Here is an 18653-nt window from a genome sequence, read left to right as displayed (position 1 = left end):
CCGCTAGGACCGCAGGGGCTGTTGTGACCGCTAGGCCCGTGGGGGCTGGCGGCGATAGCTGAGCGCCTCGGCAATGTGAATCCGCCCGATATCGCGTGCCCCGGCGAGATCCGCGATCGTGCGCGCCACGCGCAAAATCCGCACATAGCCTCGCGCCGACAACCGCATCGCATCCGCCGCCTGCATCAACAGCTTGCGCCCGTCCTCATCGGGTTGGGCATGAGCGTCGAGCAGGTCGCCATCGAGATCGGCATTGGTCCGCGCATTCGTGCCGTTGAGCCGCGTCGTCTGCACCGCCCGCGCCTGCGCCACCCGCGCGGCGACTTCGGCGCTGCCCTCGATGGGCGGCGGCAGGGCCAGGTCGCGCGCCGAAACAGGATCGACCTCGACATGCAGATCGATGCGATCCAGCAGCGGCCCCGATACGCGGCTCTGGTAATCGGCAGCGCATTTCGGCGCACGCGAACAGGCCAGCGCCGGATCGCCAAGATGGCCGCAACGGCACGGGTTCATCGCCGCGACCAGTTGGACGTTCGCCGGAAAAGTCACGTGGGCATTCGCCCGCGCCACGCTCACCTCGCGTGTTTCCAGCGGCTGGCGCAGCGAATCGAGCACTGCGCGCTGAAACTCCGGCAATTCGTCTAGAAACAGCACGCCCAGATGCGCGAGGCTGACCTCGCCCGGCTTCACCTTCAGCCCGCCGCCCGTCAGCGCCGCCATCGAAGCCGAATGATGCGGATTGCGGAACGGGCGCGTGCGGCTGATCCGCCCGTCCTCCAGCAAACCGGCAACCGATTGCACCATGCTGGTCTCCAGCGCCTCTGCACTCGTCAGCGGCGGCAGGATGCCCGGCAGGCAGGATGCGAGCAACGACTTGCCCGCCCCCGGCGGCCCGATCATCAGAAGGTTGTGCCCGCCTGCGGCTGCGATCTCCAAGGCACGCTTGGCAGTCTCCTGCCCTTTCACCTGCCGCAGATCGTTGCCGTGCTTTGCCTCTTGCACCGCACCCGCCCCCGGTGCGGGCAATTGCTGCGTGCCTTTCAGGTGGTTCAGCAAGCTGATGAGGTCCGGCGCGGCGATCACCGCCTCTCCCTCCGCCCACGCAGCTTCCGGCCCTTGCGCGGCGGGGCAGATCAGGCGCTTGTCATCGGCGGCGGCGTGCATCGCGGCCAGCAACACCCCCGGCGTCGCGACGATTCGCCCGTCCAGCGCCAGTTCGCCCACCACGACATGATCGGCCAGCTGCTCGGCGTCGGTCGCGCCCATCGCGGCCAGCAAGGACAGCGCCACCGGCAGGTCGTAGTGCGAACCTTCCTTCGGCAAGTCGGCGGGCGACAGGTTGATCGTGATTCGCTTGGGCGGCAGGGCCAGTCCCATCGCGGCCAGCGCGGCGCGCACGCGTTCGCGGCTCTCGCCAACGGCCTTGTCGGGCAGGCCGACGATGTTGAAGGCGGGAAGGCCCGGCGCGAGCTGGCACTGAACTTCCACGCTGCGCGCCTCCAGCCCCAGATAGGCCACGGTGCGGACCAGTGCGACCATGTTCTTGATACGACCCCGAATTCTTGCTGCACCCCCGTCATGGCGCAGGCGATAAGCCGCTGTCGAGGGCCTTGCCCGCTTGACTCACAGCCCCGCGATCAGTAACGGCACGCCCAACACGGCGGTCGCCCTCGATTGGCGGCCCTTTTTCGTTATGTTTTTAAGGAATTCGCCATGAAGCGCACTTTTCAGCCGAGCAACCTCGTGCGCAAGCGTCGCCACGGTTTCCGCGCCCGCACCGCCACCCCCGGTGGCCGGAACGTGCTGCGCGCCCGCCGCGCCCGCGGTCGCAAGAAGCTTAGCGCCTGATTCTGTTGGGGTCGGACTGCGTCCGACCACCTCAGGCGCCGGCGCAACGCAATGCGTTGCCAGGCTCTCCGCGCCGATATGGCGCGCCGGCCGTTCGGCCTTGCGGGCTGCCCGATGGGCAGCCCGAATTGTTTCGGGCCATTCCCGTTGCGCCCGCAACGCCTTATCTATCGAACCATGAAACCTAGCGTACTTCGCAAGCGGTCGGACTTTCTTGCCGCCAACAAGGGCCTGAGGGTGGCGAGACCCGGTTTCGTCCTGCTGGCCCGTCCCAATGGCTTGGACGATGACGCTATGCGCTATGGCATCACCGTTACCAAGCGGATCGGCAACGCGGTGGTGCGCAACCGGATGAAGCGGCGCTTTCGCGAATTGCTCTGGGCCAACCTGCCCGAACACGGATTGGCCGGACACGACCACGTCCTGATCGGCCGCGACGGCGGGATAGAGCGCGATTTCACCAAGCTGGGTGAGGAGTTGCGCACCGCGCTGACCCGCGCCCACGAAGGCAAGGGCGATCCGCCCCGTGCCCGCCGCCCACGCGGCAAGAGCACCCGCAAATGAAGTGGCTGCTTATCGCCATTGCCCGCCTGTGGCAGATCGGCCCGTCAGCGATCCTGCCGCCGTCATGCCGTTTCAGCCCGTCGTGCTCGCAATACGCGATTGACGCGCTGAAAAAATACGGCGCGATTAAGGGTGGCTGGCTGGCGACCAAGCGGCTATTGCGCTGCCACCCGTGGGGTGGGCACGGGCATGACCCGGTGCCGTAACGCACCATTTCGCGAATAGTCTGACGTAATTTCCGGGATCGAAGGTGGAAAACAACCAGCGCAACATGATCGTGGCCGTGGTGCTGATAGCAGTGCTCATGCTCGGCTGGGAACTGGGGCTCAACTACTTCTATCCGCAGCCGGACCCGGTTGTGCAGGAAGCGAAAGAGACTGCCGATAACGAAGCGCCCGGCGCGGATGATCCTGCCAAGGTGAAGCATACCCGCGAAGGCGGCCTGACTGATCCGGACCAGATCGCGCTGGAACAGGCCGATCTCGACCAGTCGCTGGGCAGCAAGGATCGCGTGCGGATCGATTCGCCCGAAGTGCTCGGCTCGATCAACCCGGTCGGCGCGCGGATCGATGATATCACGCTGAAAACCCACCGCCAGACGGTTGAGAAAGATTCGGGCCCCGTTCGCCTCTACAGCCCGCAAGGCACCCCCGCGCAGCAGTTCGCGCAGTTCGGATTTGTCGGTGACAACGTAAAGCTGCCCACGCCCGACACCGTTTGGCAGACCGAGGGCGGCCCGCTCTCGCCCGATAGCCCTGTAACGCTGAGCTGGAACAACGGCGAAGGGCTGACCTTCCGCATCCGCTTCGAGATCGACGAATATTACATGATCACCGCCACCCAGACCGTGGCGAACACCGGCGACACCGACGTTTCGGTCCGCCCCTTCGGCTTGATTAACCGCACCAGCAACACCGCCAGCGTCGACACCTGGACCGTGCATTCCGGCCCGATCGGCGCGTTCGACGGGTCGGTGGAATTCGGCAACGACTATGACGACCTCGCAGAAAAGCGCATCGTCAGCGGCGCGGGCAAGGCCGACTGGATCGGTTTTACCGACATCTATTGGCTCTCGGCGCTGGTCCCGCAAAAGGGCGCGACGACGAGCAGCGATTTTCGTTCGCTCGGCGACAACACCTATCGCGCCGACGTGATCTACGACGCGGTCAGCGTGCCTGCGGGCAAGCAGGTTTCGCGCACGACGCAGTTGTTCGCCGGGGCCAAGGAAAGCCGCGTCCTCGACATGTACGAAGAGACGGGCATCACCAACTTCGGACTGTCGATCGACTGGGGCTGGTTCCGCTGGTTCGAAAAACCGATCTTCTGGCTGCTGCTGCAACTGTTCGATCTGGTCGGCAACTTCGGCGTCGCGATCATCCTGCTGACCGTCATCGTCCGTGGTCTGATGTTCCCCATCGCCCAGCGCCAGTTCGCGTCGATGGCGCAGATGAAGGCGGTGCAGCCCAAGATGAAGGCGCTGCAGGAACGGTACAAAGACGACAAGCAGCAGCTTCAGAAGAAGATGATGGAGCTGTACCGCGAAGAAAAGGTGAACCCGCTGGCGGGCTGTCTGCCGATGTTCCTGCAGATCCCCGTATTCTTCGCCTTGTACAAGGTGCTGATGCTGGCCATCGAAATGCGACATCAGCCCTTCGCGCTGTGGATCAGGGACTTGTCCGCGCCCGATCCGCTGCATTTCCTCAACCTGTTCGGCCTGCTCGACTTCAACCCGCCGGGGTTCCTTGCCATCGGCATCCTTGCCCTGTTGCTGGGTGTAACGATGTGGTTGCAGTTCAAGCTGAACCCGGCCCAGATGGACCCGGCGCAGCAGCAGATCTTCATGCTGATGCCGTGGTTCATGATGTTCATCATGGCACCCTTCGCGGCGGGTCTGCTGATCTACTGGATCACCTCGAACCTCCTGACCATCGGCCAGCAACAGCTGCTCTATTCGCGGCACCCGCAGTTGAAGGCGCAGGCGATGGAAGAGACCAAGGCGAAGCTCAAAGCCGACCTTGCGGCCGAGAACGAGGCCAAGAAGGGCAAATCGGGAGCCAAGGGTTGAGCGAGACCCTTCCCGAAGACCCCGGAAAGGCTCTGTTCGAGGAACGCGCGCGCAAGCTGTTCTCCGGCCCGGTGAACTTTGTCCTTTCCGCGCCGAAGCTGGAGTTCCTGCCAGAACCGACGGTGCCGGAGATCGCCTTTGCGGGCCGGTCGAACGTCGGCAAGTCGTCGCTGCTCAATGCCTTGACGGGGCGCAAGGCGATTGCGCGCACCTCGGTCACGCCGGGGCGGACGCAGGAACTGAACTACTTCGACGTGGGCGATCCGGTCCAGTTCCGGCTGGTCGACATGCCCGGATACGGTTTTGCCAAGGCCCCGCCCGCGGTGGTGAAGAAATGGCGCTATCTCGTGAACGACTATCTGCGCGGGCGGGTGGTGCTGAAACGCTGCCTGCTGCTGATCGATGCGCGGCATGGGCCGAAGCCGGTGGATTCAGAGATCATGGAAATGCTCGATACCGCGGGCGTGTCGTACCGGCTGGTCCTGACCAAGGCCGACAAGATCAAGGCGAGCGAGCTGGCCAAGACCATCGCCATGACCGAGGCCGTGGCCCGCAAGCACGCCAGCGCCTTTCCCGAAATCGCGGTGACGAGCAGCGATAAGGGCATGGGGATCGAGGAACTGCGCGGGTTTGTCTTGCAGAGCGCCGAGGGCGGGTGAGCTAACTGTTGCCATTGACGAAGTGGCATGCCCCTCTACCCGCCTTCAGCGTACGAAACCCCAGGGATCTTTTGGAGCAGTCCCTCAGCGCAGGTAATTGACGTAAATGCCGTGGATCAGACCTGGCACAAACAGGATGATCGTCAGGATAAGATTGATCAGGAACGTCTTGCCCAATCCATGCTTGAGAGCGACGCCAAGCGGCGGCAGCAAGATTGTAGCGATCAGTGTAATCAGGGCCATCATCGGCTTATCTCCTTTCAGTGACAATCCGGCAGCATCGGACTCGTTCCGTGGAGCCAAGCCAGACGACCCTTTGATGTGTGTGCAAGTAAGGGATCCGACTTCAGGCAAATGGCCCTCACTCTCCTTGGCCACTCGACACCGCCCCGCACCCCCGCTAACCCCGCTGTTCAGCTTACAGGGCGCTTTCATGAAACTGATCATCGGCAATCGCAATTATTCCAGCTGGTCGCTGCGGGGCTGGCTGGCGGCGAAGCAGTCGGGGCTGTCGTTCGAGGAAATTACCGTCAATATCAGCGGTGAGGACTGGGAGAACGCCAAGCGCGACTGGGACGATGTTCAACCCTCGCACGGCAAGGTGCCGATCCTGTGGGACGGCGACGTCGTCATCTGGGACAGCCTGGCCATCATGGAACATCTCGCCGACAAGATCGGCGGAGAGAACGGGCGCAACCGTTTCTGGCCGAAAGACCCCGTCGCGCGCGGGCTGTGCCGGTCGATGGTCGCGGAAATGCATTCCAGCTATCTGCCGCTGCGGCGCGAAATGCCGATGAACGTGCGTCGCCGGGTAGAGGGGCACCAGTTGTCCGAAGAAGCCATTGCCAACGTGGTCCGCGTGATCTCGCTGTGGGCAGAGGCGCGCAGCCGGTTCGGACACGGCGGGCCGTTCCTGTTCGGCACCTACAGCGCCGCCGACATCTTCTACGCCCCCGTAGTCAGCCGTTTCATGACCTATGGCGTCAACGTCCCAAAGTTCGCGCAAACCTACATGGAGGCCATGTGGGAACACGAATGGATGCAGCAGTGGATCGCAGGTGCGGAAGAGGAAGACTGGACCATCGAAGCCTTCGAGGTGACCGCCTAACCGGCAATCGGCGCAAACGGCCTTTAATTGGCAAGTCCGTGAGCTCCCCATGCTCCCATACCATAAGTGCGCTGCGCTCCGGGTCTCGCAAACTTACCTTTTTCGCCACGCCATCATCCAATTGCTGGTCGTTTCCTCCGACTTTGGCATGACGCGCTGCGACAACAATCTGTGGATTTATTCGCAGTTGCAGCATTTTTCTTTGAAATGACGCCCACGCAGGCGTAGGATCGCACCCGGATCCACACTGCGACACGGGGGAAACCCGCCAATGCCGACCGTTGCCATCGTCAGCCAGAAGGGCGGATCGGGCAAGACCACGCTCGCCTGCCACCTCGCCACCGCCGGGGCCTATGCGGGTAAGAAGACCGTCGTCGTCGATACCGACCCGCAGGCGACTGCTGCGGCATGGGCAGACTGGCGCGGGGATTACCTTCCCGAAGTCGTGACCAGCCCGCCCGCACGGCTGGGCAAGACGATCGAGAAGCTGAGCAAGCAGGGCGTCGAACTGATCGTAATCGACACGCCGCCCCATGCCGACGCCGCCGCGCGAGAGGCGATGAAGGCGGCGGACCTGATCCTCATCCCCAGTCGCCCGCGCGCGTTCGACCTGCACGCGCTGGAAGCCACGGCAGAAATGCTGGAATTCGTCGGCAAGTCGGGCCACGTCCTGATGAACGGCGTGCCCGCACGCGCAACCAAGATGCTGACCGATGCGCAGGACAAGGCGAAGGAACTGGGCCTCGCCATCTGCCCCGTTCTGTTCGGCGAACGCGCCGCGTTCCACAAATCGTCCGGCGGCGGCGAAGTCGCGTCCGAGGGCGAGCCGGACAGCAAGGCGGCCGAAGAGGTCGACGCACTGTGGAAATGGACCGCCAAACAGGTCGGCATGACGCCCGGGAAGAAGCGCAAGACCGCGAAATAAAGTTTCTCTTGCGACGTTCGACCCGCTGTCGCAGTCTACCGTCCATTGAAGTCGGCCCGGGGATGGTCGGCCCAGGTGGAGACCTACCTTCATGACACGGAAAGCTATTTTCGCGGCGGCATTGCTCGCCTGCACCTCCTTGATCGCATCGCCCGCACTGGCCGATCATCACGAAGAGGCAGAGAAGATCGTCGTCAAAACGCAGGACGACTTGCCGCGCTTTACCTACAAGCTGGACAGGAAGCCCAGCGAACTGCTGGCCGCCGATGACGCGACGTTCCTTGCCTTTGCCGACCGCGTGGGTGCGGACATCGACGGCGTGTTGGCCAAGTACGAGATTGCCGACCACGCCACGCTGCGCTCTCTGCTGGATGCCAAGGGCAAGATCGCAATGATGCACGGCGACGATGCGACGGTGATGGATACCATCGAGCAGGAACGCGCGCTGGAGGAAAAGCCCGATGCGAAGCTGTTGAACGGCATTCGTGAAGAGGCGATGCTGATGGCGGCGCAGACCGCCGGGGCCACCAGCGGTGAGGCATACGAAGCGGCCTATGCCACGCACCTTGCCGCCGCCGTCGCGCCGATGCCGTGGGACGTGGTGGGAACGAACCTGAAGGGCCTGAAGCGCAGCGGGCTTATCGCTGGGCCGGGTCTTTACAAGGGCTCGGCGATTTCGGAACTCGACCCGGTCTATGAAAAGTCCGGCGCGCTTTCCAGCAGCGCCGCCAACGAATTGATCTACTTGCGCTATGCCGCCACCCGCTGGCTGCCTGTTGCAGACGAAACCGCTGCGGTTCTGGCGAAGCAGATTGCCGAGCGCGACGTGCAAAAGCCCGACATCTGGGCCGCGCGCGAGGTAACGCTGAGCGCGAGCGACGACCTGACCCCGGTTCACGTCACGATCTGGGATTCGGGCATCGACCTCGATCTTTTCCCCGGCCGTATCTATACCGACGCGAACCCCAGTGATCTGACCGATCCGCACGGCATCGCCTTCGACCTGGTCGAGAACCCGGCGCATGGCGACCTGATGCCGCTGACCGACGAGCAGGCCGCACGATATCCGGGCATGTTGGAGGACATGAAGGGGCTGTCGGATCTTCAGCTGTCAATCGAATCCGCCGCTGCCGACGCGGTTGCCGCACGTATCTCGAAACTGACGCCAGAGGCTTACGAGGATTATTTCGAGACACTGAGCCTGTTCGGCTCCTATTCGCACGGCACACACGTTGCGGGCATCGCGGCGCGGGGCAATCCGGCGATCCGCCTGTCCTATGCGCGGATCACGTTCGACTGGCGCACGATCCCCGAAAAACCGACCGAGGAATTGGTCCGCAAGGGTGCGGCCAATTCTAAGAGCTATATCGACTGGATGAAGCGCAACGGCACCCGCATCGCCAACCTCAGCTGGGGCGGCAGCCCGTCCGGCTGGGAAAGCGCGCTGGAAAAGCATGGCATCGGCAAGGACGCGGAAGAGCGCAAGGCCATTGCCCGCAAATATTTCGAGATCGCCCGCGATTCGCTGTACGAGGCGATGAAGGGCGCGCCCGATATCCTGTTCATCACCTCTGCCGGCAATTCCGACAGTTCGGCGAATTTCGATGAATCGCTGCCCGCCAGTTTCGACCTGCCCAATGTGCTGACCGTGGGTGCGGTGGACCAGGCCGGGGACGAGACGAACTTCACCAGTTATGGCGCGACGACCCGCGTTCACGCCAACGGCTTTCAGGTGCCCAGCTATGTTCCGGGTGGCGAGATCGTGCCGTTTTCCGGCACCTCGATGTCTTCGCCCAACGTGACCAACCTTGCGGCAAAGCTGCTGGCGCTGAACCCCGAACTGACCACGACCGATTTGATCGACCTGATCATCGAGGGCGCGAACAAGACCGAGGACGGCCGCCGCGTCCTGATCAATCCGAAGAAGTCGGTGGAACTGATGGAAGCCAAAGAGGGCTGATCGCAGCCGATCTGAACGAAAAAGGGGCGGCCTTGTGGTCCGCCCCTTTCTTAATCGGTTCAGCGCAAGTCCGGCGCAGTGGTTTCGGTTTTCAGCATCGCAATCGCCTCGTCCAGCGGCATCACTTTCTGATGTTGCTGACCCAACGTGCGGACGGCGACGGTGCCTTCCTCCGCCTCTCGCTTGCCGACGACCAACAGGTGCGGGATCTTGGCGTGCGAATGTTCGCGCACCTTGTAGTTGATCTTCTCGTTCCTCAGGTCGCTGTCGACGCGGATGCCCGCTGCCTTCAGCTTCTCCGCCACCTCGGTCGCATAGCCGTCGGCATCGGACACGATGGTCGCGACCACGGCCTGTACCGGGGCAAGCCAGACCGGCAGGCGACCGGCGAAATGCTCGATCAGGATGCCGATGAAGCGCTCGTACGAACCGAAGATTGCTCGGTGGAGCATGACCGGGCGATGCTTCTCGCCATCCTCACCCACGTATGATGCGTCGAGCCGTTCGGGAAGCACGCGGTCCGACTGGATCGTGCCGACCTGCCACGTTCGCCCGATGGCATCGGTCAGGTGCCATTCCAGCTTCGGCGCATAGAACGCGCCTTCGCCGGGCAGTTCTTCCCAGCCGTATTCCTCGGTCGCAAGGCCCGCATCGACGACCGCCTGCCGCAGTTCCGCCTCTGCCTTGTCCCAGTCCGCGTCGGAGCCATAGCGATGCTCTGGCCGCAGCGCGAGCTTGACCGAATAGGTGAAGCCGAAGTCCTTGTAGACCCGGTCCGCCAGTTCGCAGAATGCGCGCACTTCGGACACGATCTGGTCCTCGCGGCAGAAGATGTGTGCGTCGTCCTGCGTGAACTGGCGCACGCGCATCAACCCGTGGAGCGCTCCGTGCGGCTCGTTACGGTGACAGCAACCGTTTTCGTAAATGCGCAGCGGCAGGTCGCGGTACGACTTGATGCCCTGACGGAAAATCAGGACGTGCGCCGGGCAGTTCATCGGCTTCAGCGCCATCCAGTCCGCCTCGCCGGACACGACCGGGCCTTCTTCCTCGACGTTCGGCACTTCGTCGGGGATTACGAACATGTTCTCGCGGTACTTGCCCCAGTGGCCGGACTGCTCCCACTGGCGCGCGTCCATGACTTGCGGGGTCTTCACCTCGTTATAGCCGGCACCGTCGATGGCGCGGCGCATGTACGCTTCCAGCTCGCGCCAGATGACATAGCCGTGCGGGTGCCAGAAGACGCTGCCGTGCGCCTCTTCCTGCAGGTGGAACAGGTCCATCTCGCGGCCCAGCTTGCGGTGGTCGCGCTTGGCGGCTTCCTCCAGCCGCGTGAGGTAGGCGCTGAGCTGCTTCTTGTTGAGCCAGCCGGTGCCGTAGATGCGGGTCAGCTGCGCGTTCTTCTGGTCGCCGCGCCAGTATGCCCCGGCGACGCGCATCAGCTTGAATGCCTGCGGGTCGAGCTTGCCGGTCGAGGGCAGGTGCGGCCCGCGGCACATGTCGAGCCAGTCGTTGCCCGACCAGTAGACGGTCAGTTCCTCGCCCTCCGGCAGTTCGGCGGCCCATTCGGCCTTGAACGTCTCGCCCTCTGACGACCACTTGTCGATCAGTTGCTGGCGGGTCCAGACTTCGCGGCGAAGCGGCTTGTCGGCCTGGATGATCTCGCGCATCTTTTCCTCGATGGCGGGAAGATCGTCCATGCTGAACGGTTCGCGCGTGGCCGGGGCCATCACATCGTAATAGAATCCGTCGTCCGTTGCGGGACCAAACGTGATCTGCGTGCCGGGCCACAGCGCCTGCACCGCCTCTGCCAGAACGTGGGCATAGTCGTGACGGGCGAGTTCCAGCGCCTCATCCTCATCGCGCGAAGTGACCAGCGCCAGTTGCGCATCGCCGGTGAAGGGCCGTGAAAGGTCAACCAGTTCGCCGTCGACTTTCGCGGCAATTGCGGCCTTGGCAAGGCCGGGTCCGATCGCGGCGGCGACATCGGCGGGCGTGGAACCCGGTTCCATTTCGCGCACCGAACCGTCGGGCAGGCTGATCTTGAGCAGTTCCGTCATCGTCTCTTCGTCTCGATCCTTGGTCGGCACGCGCATGGCACATGGCGGCGCACACCGAAAGAGGCGTCTGGCGTTTGCGGATCGGGAAAGGAAACGCCGCCCCGCCCGAACCTATGGGCGGCGGTGGCGAGCTGTCTAGCGCGCGACCATCCGCCCGGCGCTAGTCCGGGTGGTGATAGTGGTCGCGGTGGTCAGCGGCTTGGCCATGCCGGGGCGATTAGCATTGCAGCGACGTATTGTCATCAGAGACAAGCATGCCAGACCTTATGTCAATGTTACTTGACTATTAAGACGCATCATGTCAATTGCCCTTTACACAAGATCAAGGAGGTTTGACCAATGTCCCGCAAAACAGCCATCGCATGGGGCGCCGCCGTCATCGGCGTGGCCCTGCTCGATATTTTCGCCGTCCTGCCGTCGGGCTCAACGCAGGCCGCTGTATTGACCCTGCCCGCGCTGGCGGTGGTCAGCGGCAATTGCCTGCGGAGGGCCGCGGCATGACCGGCAAGATCCGCAACCGCGCGCAGCGGCGCTATATGCTGCGGCTCAGCGTCGCGATGGTGATCTACCTCGTCTCGCTGTTCGCCGCCGATTACCTGATCGACCGCAACCTTGTCGAAGGGCCGCTGGCGTGGGCCCTCGCCATCTTGCCGGGCCTTGCCATCGTCGGCGTATTCGTCGCGCTGGCCCTGTTGATGGTGGAGGAAGATGACGAGTTCCTGCGCATGCTGATCGTGCGGCAGACCCTGGTGGCGACCGGCCTTGCCCTTTCTGCTGCTACGATCTGGGGTTTCCTGGAAAACTTCGGCCTTGTCGGCCACCTCGACGCTTATTGGTGGGCGGTGATCTGGTTTTTCGGGCTGGGCGTGGGCGGCCTGGTCAACAAACTGACCATGGGCGCTTGGGGGCAGTGCTGGTGAAGAACCGTCTGAAAGTCCTGCGCGCCGAGCGGGACTGGAGCCAGCAGGCGCTGGCCGATCGGCTGGAAGTCTCCCGCCAGAGCGTCAATGCCATCGAAACCGGCAAATACGATCCCTCGCTCCCTCTCGCCTTTCGGATCGCCGATGTCTTCGGCCTGCCGATTGAGGAAATCTTCATGCGGGACTGACAAAGGTGTCGATCTCTTGACTTGCGACCCGCCCATTGGGAAGGTCGCAGTTGGGGATCGAACACCAGGGGGTCGCACTACGCCATGGATGACTATACGCCGGACGGGGGCGCGGACGAATCCGCGTTCGGGTTCCACGGCACATGGCGCGAATTTGCGCCCATCGCCTTTACCAACCTGCTGCTGATCATCGTCACACTGGGCATCTATCGTTTCTGGGCCAAGGCGCGGGAACGACGATACCTGTGGGGCCGCACGCGGTTTATTGACGAGCGGCTGGAGTATACCGGCACCGGCATGGAGCTGTTTCTCGGCGGCGTGATCGTCTTGCTGCTCTTCATCCTGCCCTATCTGGTCGTGACGCAAGTCGCGCAGGGCATGATCCTTCGGGGTCAGACGATCTGGGGCATCGTGCTGACGATCGTACCGCTGCTGCTGATCTTCTATTTGATGGGTGTCGCCCGGTTCCGCGCGATCCGATACCGCCTTGGCCGCACCAACTGGCGCGGCATTCGCGGCGGCAGCGACGATCGCGGGTTCAAATACGGCTGGTCTTACATGTGGAAGACCATGGCAGGCTATCTCGCGTTCGGCCTCGGCGTGCCGTGGTCGATGGTGTCGCTGTGGAACGAACGCTGGCGGGCGATGAGCTTTGGTCCAATGCGGTTCGCCTGCAGCGCCGATTTCTCGCCGCTGATGAAGCGGTACCTATTGTTCTATCTCAGCCCGTTCCTGCTGATCGCAATTGTCGTCGCGGCCGGTGCCGCTGCAGCTTTGGGTTTCGATTTTGGGGGTGAATTCGATCCGGAGAACCCACCGTTCGGGTTTATGGCCGTGATCATCGGCGCGATCCTGCTGTTCTACTTCGGCCTCGGGTTTATCTGGCTGGCCTATTTCGCCAAGTTCTTCCGCGTCGTAGTGGGCGAAATGACGCTGGGCGACCTGTCGTTCGAGTTCGACGCGAAGACTTGGGACTGGATCAAACTGGGCATCGGTGACGTGTTGCTGGTCGTACTGACGCTGGGTCTCGGTTTCGTCTTCCTAGGCTATCGCCATTGGAAGTTCTTCATCATCCACATGCAGGCCTTTGGCGAAGTCAATGTCGACGACCTGACCCAATCGACCACCCGCCGCGACAAGCATGGCGAGGGCTTGCTGGATGCCTTCGACATGGGGGCGATTTGATCCCATGATACCGCATTCGATTCCCGCCTTCTGGTACGATGGCCAGATCGCGCGTCGACGCGAAGGTTGGGCCGAGTGGTCCGGTGACGACGTGCTTGTCCTCCTGGGCGATGATGGGTCGCGGATGGATGTCGCGCTGGACGATCTGACCTTTGTCGAACGCGGCGTGATGGACGGGGCCTACTCTCGCAAGAAGGACGACGGGTTCCGGCTGGTTTTCACCGGAACCGTGCCCGACGACCTGACCGCACGGCTACCCAAGGGGCAACGGTTCGGCAAGTGGATCGACGGGCTTGGCCTGCCACGCGCGGCGGCGCTGTTCGCGGTGATCAGCGCCTCGCTGGTGGCGCTGGTGATGACCGCGCCCACATGGCTCGGCCCGCGCGTGCCGCCGAGTTGGGAGCGCAAGATCGGCGACGCCATGATTGGCGATCTGGGCAACCGGCTATGCCGCACGCCCGCAAGCGATGCGGCGCTGGCCAAGCTGACACAGGCGCTGGACCCAGAACGCCCTGTCGCGCGGGTCGGCATCGCCAATATCGGCATGGTCAACGCCGTCGCGCTGCCGGGCGGACAGGTCCTGTTGTTCGACGGACTGATTCAGGAATCGGACGATCCCGACGAGATCGCGGGCGTTCTGGCGCATGAGATCGGGCATGTTCGCGAACGCCACGTTATGCAGGCGCTCCTGCGGCAGTTCGGCCTGTCGATCCTGCTCGGCGGGGTCAATTCCGATCTGGGTCAAGGCATCTTCGGCGTCGCATCGATGAGCTATTCGCGCGATGCGGAGCGGGAAGCGGACGAATTTTCGCGCGCGCAGCTGGCCAATGCGGACATTTCGCCAAAGGGCACGGCGGATTTCTTCGAATACCTGAAGGAAGAAGCGGGCGAGGATTCGCCCGAGTGGATCGGCTGGATCGCCAGCCACCCGATGCCGAAAGAGCGTGAGGAGGAGTTCCGTGACGCCGTGCGCAAGGGGCATTCCTACAAACCAGCCCTGACTTCGGAGGAATATGCCGCGATCCGCGATGCCTGTACCAACGATCCTGATACAGAGGAGTTCGATTTCTTCTGATCGCCTCCTACATAGGGCCGCATGAAAGATATCGACCTGCCCCCCGTCCAGCGACTGACCGGCCCGGACGCCACCCAAATCGCCCATCGCTACGCCGCCGGAAGGGGCCCGCTGATCGTGTTCCTGCCCGGCTATATGTCCGACATGGCGGGCGGCAAGGCGACGGCGGTTATGTCCGATGCGATGGCGCGGGGACGGGCTTGCCTGCTGCTGGACTACTCCGGCTGCGGGCTTAGCGATGGCGACTTTGCCGATGGCACGCTCAGCCGCTGGCGCGACGAGGTGCTGGCCCTGATCGAGCACGTCGGCGGTGGGCCGGTGGTGCTGGCCGGATCGTCGATGGGCGGATGGCTGATGCTCCTGATTGCCAAAGCGTTGATCGCAAAGGGCACCCCTGTCCACGCGCTGGTCGGCATCGCCGCCGCGCCGGACTTCATCGACTGGGGCTATTCGAAGGAGCAGACCGCAACGTTGGAGCGTGGCGAGATCTGGTACGAGGACAATATCTATGGCCCCGAACCCACGCCCTATCACCCCGCCTTTCATGCCGATGCGAAGGGGCACTTGCTGCTTTCGGAACCGATCGAGCTGACCTGCCCGGTCCGCCTGTTGCACGGCCAGAACGATCCAGACGTGCCGTGGCAAACCTCGCTGATGGTGGCGGAAAAGCTGACCGGTGACGATGTGCATATCCATCTGGTCAAGGACGGCGATCACCGCCTGTCGCGCGAATCCGACATTGCGCTGCTGCTCTCCATCGTCCGCGAGGTCGCAGCATGACGCAGATCTCGGTTCTCGATTTCGTATCCGTCGTCGAAGGCGGCACGGTTGCTGGCGCGCTGGAGGAAACCGCGCGGTTGGCCAAGCTCGCCGAAGATCTCGGCTGCGACCGGTTCTGGATGGCTGAACACCACGGGATGCCCGGCATCGCCAGCTCCGCGCTGGCCGTGTGCCTTGCCCATGTCGGCCATGCGACCAGCACAATCCGCATCGGATCGGGCGGGGTCATGCTGCCCAACCACAACCCGCTGGTCATTGCCGAACAGTTCGGGACGCTGGACGCGCTTTTCCCGGGCCGTATCGACCTTGGCCTTGGCCGCGCACCGGGCGCGGATTCGCGGATCGGGCAGATGCTGCGCAAAGACCTGCACGCGGCGGCGCAACGCTTTCCACAGGACGTGCTGGAACTTCGCGCGCTGTTCGCGGGCGATCCGGCACTGCCGCTTCAGGCCAGCCCCGGCGCGGGCGCCAGCCCCGAGATATGGCTCCTCGGCTCCAGCCTGTTCGGCGCGCAACTCGCCGCGATGCTGGGCCTGCCCTATGCCTTTGCCAGCCACTTCGCGCCCGCCGCGCTGGACGAGGCGTTGCAGGTCTATCGCGAAACCTTCACCCCGTCCGAAACGCTGGACCGCCCGCATGTCATGGTCGCGGCCAATTGTTACGCCGCCGACACGCGGGAGAAGGCGGAGCTGATCGCATCGTCGATGGACCAGTCCTTCGTCGCGCTGCGCACCGGCACGCCCGGCCGTCTGCCGCCGCCTGTACCAGGCTATCGCAACAGCCTGCCCCCTGCCGCGCTGGCCGGATTGCAGGCGATGCGCAAGGTCAGCGCCATTGGCACGGCAGATGACGTGCGTGAAACGCTGGCCGCGCTGATCGCACGGACCGGCGCGGACGAGTTGATCCTGACCGGCTCTACCTACGACCCGGAGGCGCGGCTTACCTCGCTGAAGATCGCCATGCAGGCGGTCGAGGGCCTGTAAGCGCCAAGATAAAACGCACTTGAACGAGGGGCCGGCGCGCATTAGCGCAAGCCGCCACGGATGGAGGGACAATTCATGGAACACGCAGACGTCTTGATCGTGGGGGCCGGGCATGGCGGTGCCGGTGTCGCGGTCGCCCTGCGCACGGCTGGCTTCGAAGGAAGCATCGTCATGGTCGGCCGCGAAAGCGAACCGCCCTACGAACGCCCGCCGCTCTCCAAGGAATACCTAGCCCGCGAGAAGGAGTTCGAGCGGCTCTACATCCGCCCGCCCAAGTTCTGGGAAGACAAGAACATCGGCCTGCGCCTGTCGACCAGCGTGACCGAAATCGACGCGGCGGCGAAGGAAGCGAAGCTGTCGGATGGCAGCACGATCAGTTACAGCCACCTCGTCTGGGCGGCGGGCGGCGATGCGCGGCGGCTGTCGTGCTCGGGCGCCGATCTGGTCGGGGTCCACTCGGTCCGCACGCGTGCCGATGCCGACCGGATGATGGCGGAAATCGATGCCGGTGCGAAGAGGGCCGTGATCGTTGGCGGCGGCTATATCGGGCTAGAGGCGGCGGCCGTGCTGACCAAGCTGGGCCTCGAAGTCGTGCTGCTCGAAATGCTCGACCGCGTGCTGGCACGCGTTGCGGGTGAGGAACTGTCGCGCTTTTACGAAAAGGAACACCGCGACCACGGTGTCGACCTGCGCCTTGCCACCGGTGTCGATTGCATCGAGGGCGATGGCGAGAAAGTAACCGGCGTCAAACTGGCCGACGGCAGCGTCGTGCCAGCCGATATGGTGATCGTGGGCATCGGCATCGTGCCGTCCATCGGCCCGCTGATCGTCGCCGGGGCCAGCGGCGCGAACGGCGTCGACGTCGACGAATATTGCCGCACCACGTTGGACGACGTTTACGCCATCGGCGACTGCGCGGCCCATGCCAACGATTTTGCAGAGGGTGCGGTGATCCGGCTGGAATCGGTGCAGAACGCCAACGACATGGCCAAGATTGTGGCCAAGGCGATCATCGGCGAGAAGGAACCCTATCACGCCACGCCGTGGTTCTGGTCGAACCAGTATGACCTGAAGCTTCAGACCGTCGGCCTGTCAATCGGCCATGACGAGACGGTGCTGCGCGGCGACCCCGCCACGCGCAGCTTCTCGGTGATCTACCTGAAAGAAGGCAAGGTCATCGCACTCGATTGCGTGAACAAGGTCAAGGACTACGTTCAGGGCAAAAAGCTGGTCGAGGCGCGCGCCGCCATCGACCGCGATGTGCTGGCCGACGATACGGTGGCACTTAAGGAAATGGCTACAGCGTAAGCCGCGCGGTCGCCCATTCGGCGGCCTCGGCCACGACCGGATCGGGATCGGACAACAGGGCGGCGACTGGGGCGGACAGGCTTTGGTCGCCGCTGTTCCCTGCGGCGATCAGGCAATTGCGCACGAACCGGTTACGACCGATCCGCTTGATCGGAGAGCCGGAGAATAGCGACCGAAATCCCTTATCGTCCAATGCCAGCAGTTCCGCCAATCGCGGCGCGACCAGTTCCGCGCGCGGCAGGAACGCCCTATTCGCCGCAGCCGCGCTGGCGAAGGAATTCCACGGACAGACGGCAAGGCAATCGTCGCAGCCATAGATGCGGTTGCCCATCGCCTCGCGGAATTCGTGCGGGATCGGGCCGTGGTGCTCGATAGTGAGATAGGAAATGCACCGCCGCGCATCGACCACGCCTTCGCGCGGAAACGCATCGGTTGGGCAAGCATCCAGACAGCGGCGGCAGGACCCGCAGCGATGCGCGTGCGGCTGGTCCACCGGCAGGTCCAGCGTGGTGTAGATCGCGCCGAGGAACAGCCACGAGCCGTGGCTTCGGCTTACCAGGTTCGAATGCTTGCCCTGCCAGCCGATGCCTGCCGCCTCGCCCAGGGGTTTTTCCATGACCGGCGCAGTATCGACGAAGACTTTCACCCCGGCGTCCAACCCCTCGGCCTTCGCCTCCTCGACCAGCCAGCGGGCCAGCCGCTTCAGCGCTTTTTTCACGACATCGTGATAATCGCGGCCCTGCGCATAGACCGAAATCCGCGCACGATCCGCAGCTTCAGCAAGGAGCAGCGGATCGTTCGCGGGCGCATAGCTCATCCCCAGCGCGATCACCCGCCGCGCTTCGGGCCACAGCGTTTGCGGCGCAGCGCGCTGGTCGGCGCGGCCTTCCATCCACTTCATCGTTGCGTGAAAACCGGCGTCCAGCCATTCCGCCAAATGATCGGCACGCGCAGGATCGGTAGCGGCATCAGCGATGCCGACGGCGACAAATCCTTCGCCTTTCGCCCTTTGCAGCATCTTTTCGCGC

20 protein-coding genes are annotated in these 18653 nt (G+C 63.7%); 16 read left to right on the top strand and 4 right to left on the bottom strand.

The genetic code is table 11. The features are described from left to right. Positions 1-30: 30 nt before the first annotated feature. A complete protein-coding gene (locus tag AB433_RS01730) occupies positions 31-1539 on the bottom strand; it encodes a YifB family Mg chelatase-like AAA ATPase (protein WP_047819675.1) in 1509 nt (502 codons plus the stop codon). A gap of 174 nt (positions 1540-1713) precedes the next feature. Between AB433_RS01730 and rpmH the strand changes: the two genes are divergently transcribed. The 5 genes from rpmH to yihA all read left to right on the top strand — a co-directional run bounded on the left by rpmH (position 1714) and on the right by yihA (position 5136). Then, entirely contained in the window at positions 1714-1848 is a 135-nt protein-coding gene (gene rpmH / locus AB433_RS19790) for a 50S ribosomal protein L34 (protein ID WP_082134744.1), read from the top strand. Positions 1849-2025: 177 nt separating this feature from the next. Continuing rightward, positions 2026-2412, top strand: a complete 387-nt coding sequence (gene rnpA / locus AB433_RS01720; protein WP_047823057.1) for a ribonuclease P protein component — start codon at positions 2026-2028, stop codon at positions 2410-2412. After that, complete coding sequence (gene yidD, locus AB433_RS01715; protein ID WP_047819673.1) at positions 2409-2618, top strand: membrane protein insertion efficiency factor YidD; 210 nt, start codon at positions 2409-2411, stop codon at positions 2616-2618. The genes rnpA and yidD overlap by 4 nt, the downstream gene beginning before the upstream one ends. Before the next feature lie 44 nt (positions 2619-2662). After that, on the top strand, positions 2663-4477 hold the full coding sequence (gene yidC / locus AB433_RS01710) for a membrane protein insertase YidC (protein WP_281177788.1): 1815 nt from the start codon (positions 2663-2665) through the stop codon (positions 4475-4477). Continuing rightward, positions 4474-5136, top strand: coding sequence for a ribosome biogenesis GTP-binding protein YihA/YsxC (gene yihA / locus AB433_RS01705; protein WP_082134743.1), 663 nt, complete (start codon positions 4474-4476; stop codon positions 5134-5136). The genes yidC and yihA overlap by 4 nt, the downstream gene beginning before the upstream one ends. 84 nt (positions 5137-5220) lie before the next feature. On the opposite strand, the gene AB433_RS19785 is transcribed toward yihA, so the two are convergent. Beyond that, entirely contained in the window at positions 5221-5382 is a 162-nt protein-coding gene (locus AB433_RS19785; protein WP_260181888.1) for a YqaE/Pmp3 family membrane protein, read from the bottom strand. 187 nt (positions 5383-5569) lie between these two features. Here AB433_RS19785 and AB433_RS01695 point away from each other — a divergent pair, with 187 nt between their 5' ends. From AB433_RS01695 to AB433_RS01685, 3 genes are all read left to right on the top strand, one after another. Then, a complete protein-coding gene (locus AB433_RS01695) occupies positions 5570-6244 on the top strand; it encodes a glutathione S-transferase family protein (RefSeq protein ID WP_047819672.1) in 675 nt (224 codons plus the stop codon). Between the two features lie 271 nt (positions 6245-6515). Continuing rightward, complete coding sequence (locus AB433_RS01690) at positions 6516-7169, top strand: ParA family protein (protein WP_047819671.1); 654 nt, start codon at positions 6516-6518, stop codon at positions 7167-7169. A 91-nt stretch (positions 7170-7260) separates the two neighbouring features. Beyond that, positions 7261-9129 (top strand): S8 family serine peptidase, encoded by a 1869-nt coding sequence (locus AB433_RS01685; protein ID WP_082134742.1) that lies wholly within the window; start codon positions 7261-7263, stop codon positions 9127-9129. Between the two features lie 59 nt (positions 9130-9188). Here AB433_RS01685 and thrS read toward each other — a convergent pair whose 3' ends face one another. Then, the gene (gene thrS / locus AB433_RS01680) at positions 9189-11186 is read right to left on the bottom strand and encodes a threonine--tRNA ligase (protein ID WP_047823050.1); all 1998 of its coding nucleotides are present in this window, start codon (positions 11184-11186) and stop codon (positions 9189-9191) included. A gap of 339 nt (positions 11187-11525) precedes the next feature. On the opposite strand from thrS, the gene AB433_RS20300 reads away from it, so the two are divergent. The 8 genes from AB433_RS20300 (at position 11526) to AB433_RS01645 (ending at position 17625) form a co-directional block, all read left to right on the top strand. Continuing rightward, positions 11526-11687 (top strand): hypothetical protein, encoded by a 162-nt coding sequence (locus AB433_RS20300; RefSeq protein ID WP_156170640.1) that lies wholly within the window; start codon positions 11526-11528, stop codon positions 11685-11687. After that, complete coding sequence (locus AB433_RS01675; RefSeq protein WP_047819669.1) at positions 11684-12106, top strand: hypothetical protein; 423 nt, start codon at positions 11684-11686, stop codon at positions 12104-12106. The genes AB433_RS20300 and AB433_RS01675 overlap by 4 nt, the downstream gene beginning before the upstream one ends. Next, positions 12103-12294: a helix-turn-helix transcriptional regulator gene (locus AB433_RS01670; protein ID WP_047823048.1), complete on the top strand. Its 192-nt coding sequence runs from the start codon at positions 12103-12105 to the stop codon at positions 12292-12294. Before AB433_RS01675 ends, AB433_RS01670 begins: the two co-directional genes overlap by 4 nt. Before the next feature lie 84 nt (positions 12295-12378). Next, entirely contained in the window at positions 12379-13479 is a 1101-nt protein-coding gene (locus AB433_RS01665) for a YjgN family protein (RefSeq protein WP_047819668.1), read from the top strand. A 4-nt stretch (positions 13480-13483) separates the two neighbouring features. Next, positions 13484-14554, top strand: coding sequence for a M48 family metallopeptidase (locus AB433_RS01660; RefSeq protein WP_053058931.1), 1071 nt, complete (start codon positions 13484-13486; stop codon positions 14552-14554). A 21-nt stretch (positions 14555-14575) separates the two neighbouring features. Next, a complete protein-coding gene (locus AB433_RS01655; RefSeq protein ID WP_047819667.1) occupies positions 14576-15334 on the top strand; it encodes an alpha/beta fold hydrolase in 759 nt (252 codons plus the stop codon). After that, on the top strand, positions 15331-16317 hold the full coding sequence (locus AB433_RS01650; protein WP_047819666.1) for an LLM class flavin-dependent oxidoreductase: 987 nt from the start codon (positions 15331-15333) through the stop codon (positions 16315-16317). The genes AB433_RS01655 and AB433_RS01650 overlap by 4 nt, the downstream gene beginning before the upstream one ends. 75 nt (positions 16318-16392) lie before the next feature. Beyond that, positions 16393-17625 carry an NAD(P)/FAD-dependent oxidoreductase gene (locus AB433_RS01645; RefSeq protein ID WP_047819665.1) on the top strand — a complete coding sequence of 411 codons (1233 nt, stop codon included), beginning with the start codon at positions 16393-16395 and terminating at the stop codon, positions 17623-17625. Here the strand turns inward: AB433_RS01645 and queG are convergent. After that, positions 17615-18643 carry a tRNA epoxyqueuosine(34) reductase QueG gene (gene queG / locus AB433_RS01640; RefSeq protein ID WP_082135007.1) on the bottom strand — a complete coding sequence of 343 codons (1029 nt, stop codon included), beginning with the start codon at positions 18641-18643 and terminating at the stop codon, positions 17615-17617. The genes AB433_RS01645 and queG overlap by 11 nt on opposite strands. Positions 18644-18653: the final 10 nt, after the last annotated feature.

The sequence above is a fragment of the Croceicoccus naphthovorans genome (assembly GCF_001028705.1).
In the GTDB taxonomy this organism is placed as follows: Bacteria; Pseudomonadota; Alphaproteobacteria; order Sphingomonadales; family Sphingomonadaceae; genus Croceicoccus; species Croceicoccus naphthovorans.
Note: the sequence above shows the minus strand (reverse complement) of the source record. Positions and strands in the feature narration are given on the sequence as shown.

What these genes read in the sequence shown, in the direction of transcription:
- AB433_RS01730 (WP_047819675.1), bottom strand. Translation starts at nt 1,539, where the DNA reads ATGGTCGCACTGGTCCGCACCGTGGCCTATCTGGGGCTGGAGGCGCGC.
- rpmH (WP_082134744.1), top strand. Translation starts at nt 1,714, where the DNA reads ATGAAGCGCACTTTTCAGCCGAGCAACCTCGTGCGCAAGCGTCGCCAC.
- rnpA (WP_047823057.1), top strand. Translation starts at nt 2,026, where the DNA reads ATGAAACCTAGCGTACTTCGCAAGCGGTCGGACTTTCTTGCCGCCAAC.
- yidD (WP_047819673.1), top strand. Translation starts at nt 2,409, where the DNA reads ATGAAGTGGCTGCTTATCGCCATTGCCCGCCTGTGGCAGATCGGCCCG.
- AB433_RS19785 (WP_260181888.1), bottom strand. Translation starts at nt 5,382, where the DNA reads ATGATGGCCCTGATTACACTGATCGCTACAATCTTGCTGCCGCCGCTT.
- AB433_RS01695 (WP_047819672.1), top strand. Translation starts at nt 5,570, where the DNA reads ATGAAACTGATCATCGGCAATCGCAATTATTCCAGCTGGTCGCTGCGG.
- AB433_RS01690 (WP_047819671.1), top strand. Translation starts at nt 6,516, where the DNA reads ATGCCGACCGTTGCCATCGTCAGCCAGAAGGGCGGATCGGGCAAGACC.
- AB433_RS01685 (WP_082134742.1), top strand. Translation starts at nt 7,261, where the DNA reads ATGACACGGAAAGCTATTTTCGCGGCGGCATTGCTCGCCTGCACCTCC.
- thrS (WP_047823050.1), bottom strand. Translation starts at nt 11,186, where the DNA reads ATGACGGAACTGCTCAAGATCAGCCTGCCCGACGGTTCGGTGCGCGAA.
- AB433_RS20300 (WP_156170640.1), top strand. Translation starts at nt 11,526, where the DNA reads ATGTCCCGCAAAACAGCCATCGCATGGGGCGCCGCCGTCATCGGCGTG.
- AB433_RS01675 (WP_047819669.1), top strand. Translation starts at nt 11,684, where the DNA reads ATGACCGGCAAGATCCGCAACCGCGCGCAGCGGCGCTATATGCTGCGG.
- AB433_RS01665 (WP_047819668.1), top strand. Translation starts at nt 12,379, where the DNA reads ATGGATGACTATACGCCGGACGGGGGCGCGGACGAATCCGCGTTCGGG.
- AB433_RS01660 (WP_053058931.1), top strand. Translation starts at nt 13,484, where the DNA reads ATGATACCGCATTCGATTCCCGCCTTCTGGTACGATGGCCAGATCGCG.
- AB433_RS01655 (WP_047819667.1), top strand. Translation starts at nt 14,576, where the DNA reads ATGAAAGATATCGACCTGCCCCCCGTCCAGCGACTGACCGGCCCGGAC.
- AB433_RS01650 (WP_047819666.1), top strand. Translation starts at nt 15,331, where the DNA reads ATGACGCAGATCTCGGTTCTCGATTTCGTATCCGTCGTCGAAGGCGGC.
- AB433_RS01645 (WP_047819665.1), top strand. Translation starts at nt 16,393, where the DNA reads ATGGAACACGCAGACGTCTTGATCGTGGGGGCCGGGCATGGCGGTGCC.
- queG (WP_082135007.1), bottom strand. Translation starts at nt 18,643, where the DNA reads ATGCTGCAAAGGGCGAAAGGCGAAGGATTTGTCGCCGTCGGCATCGCT.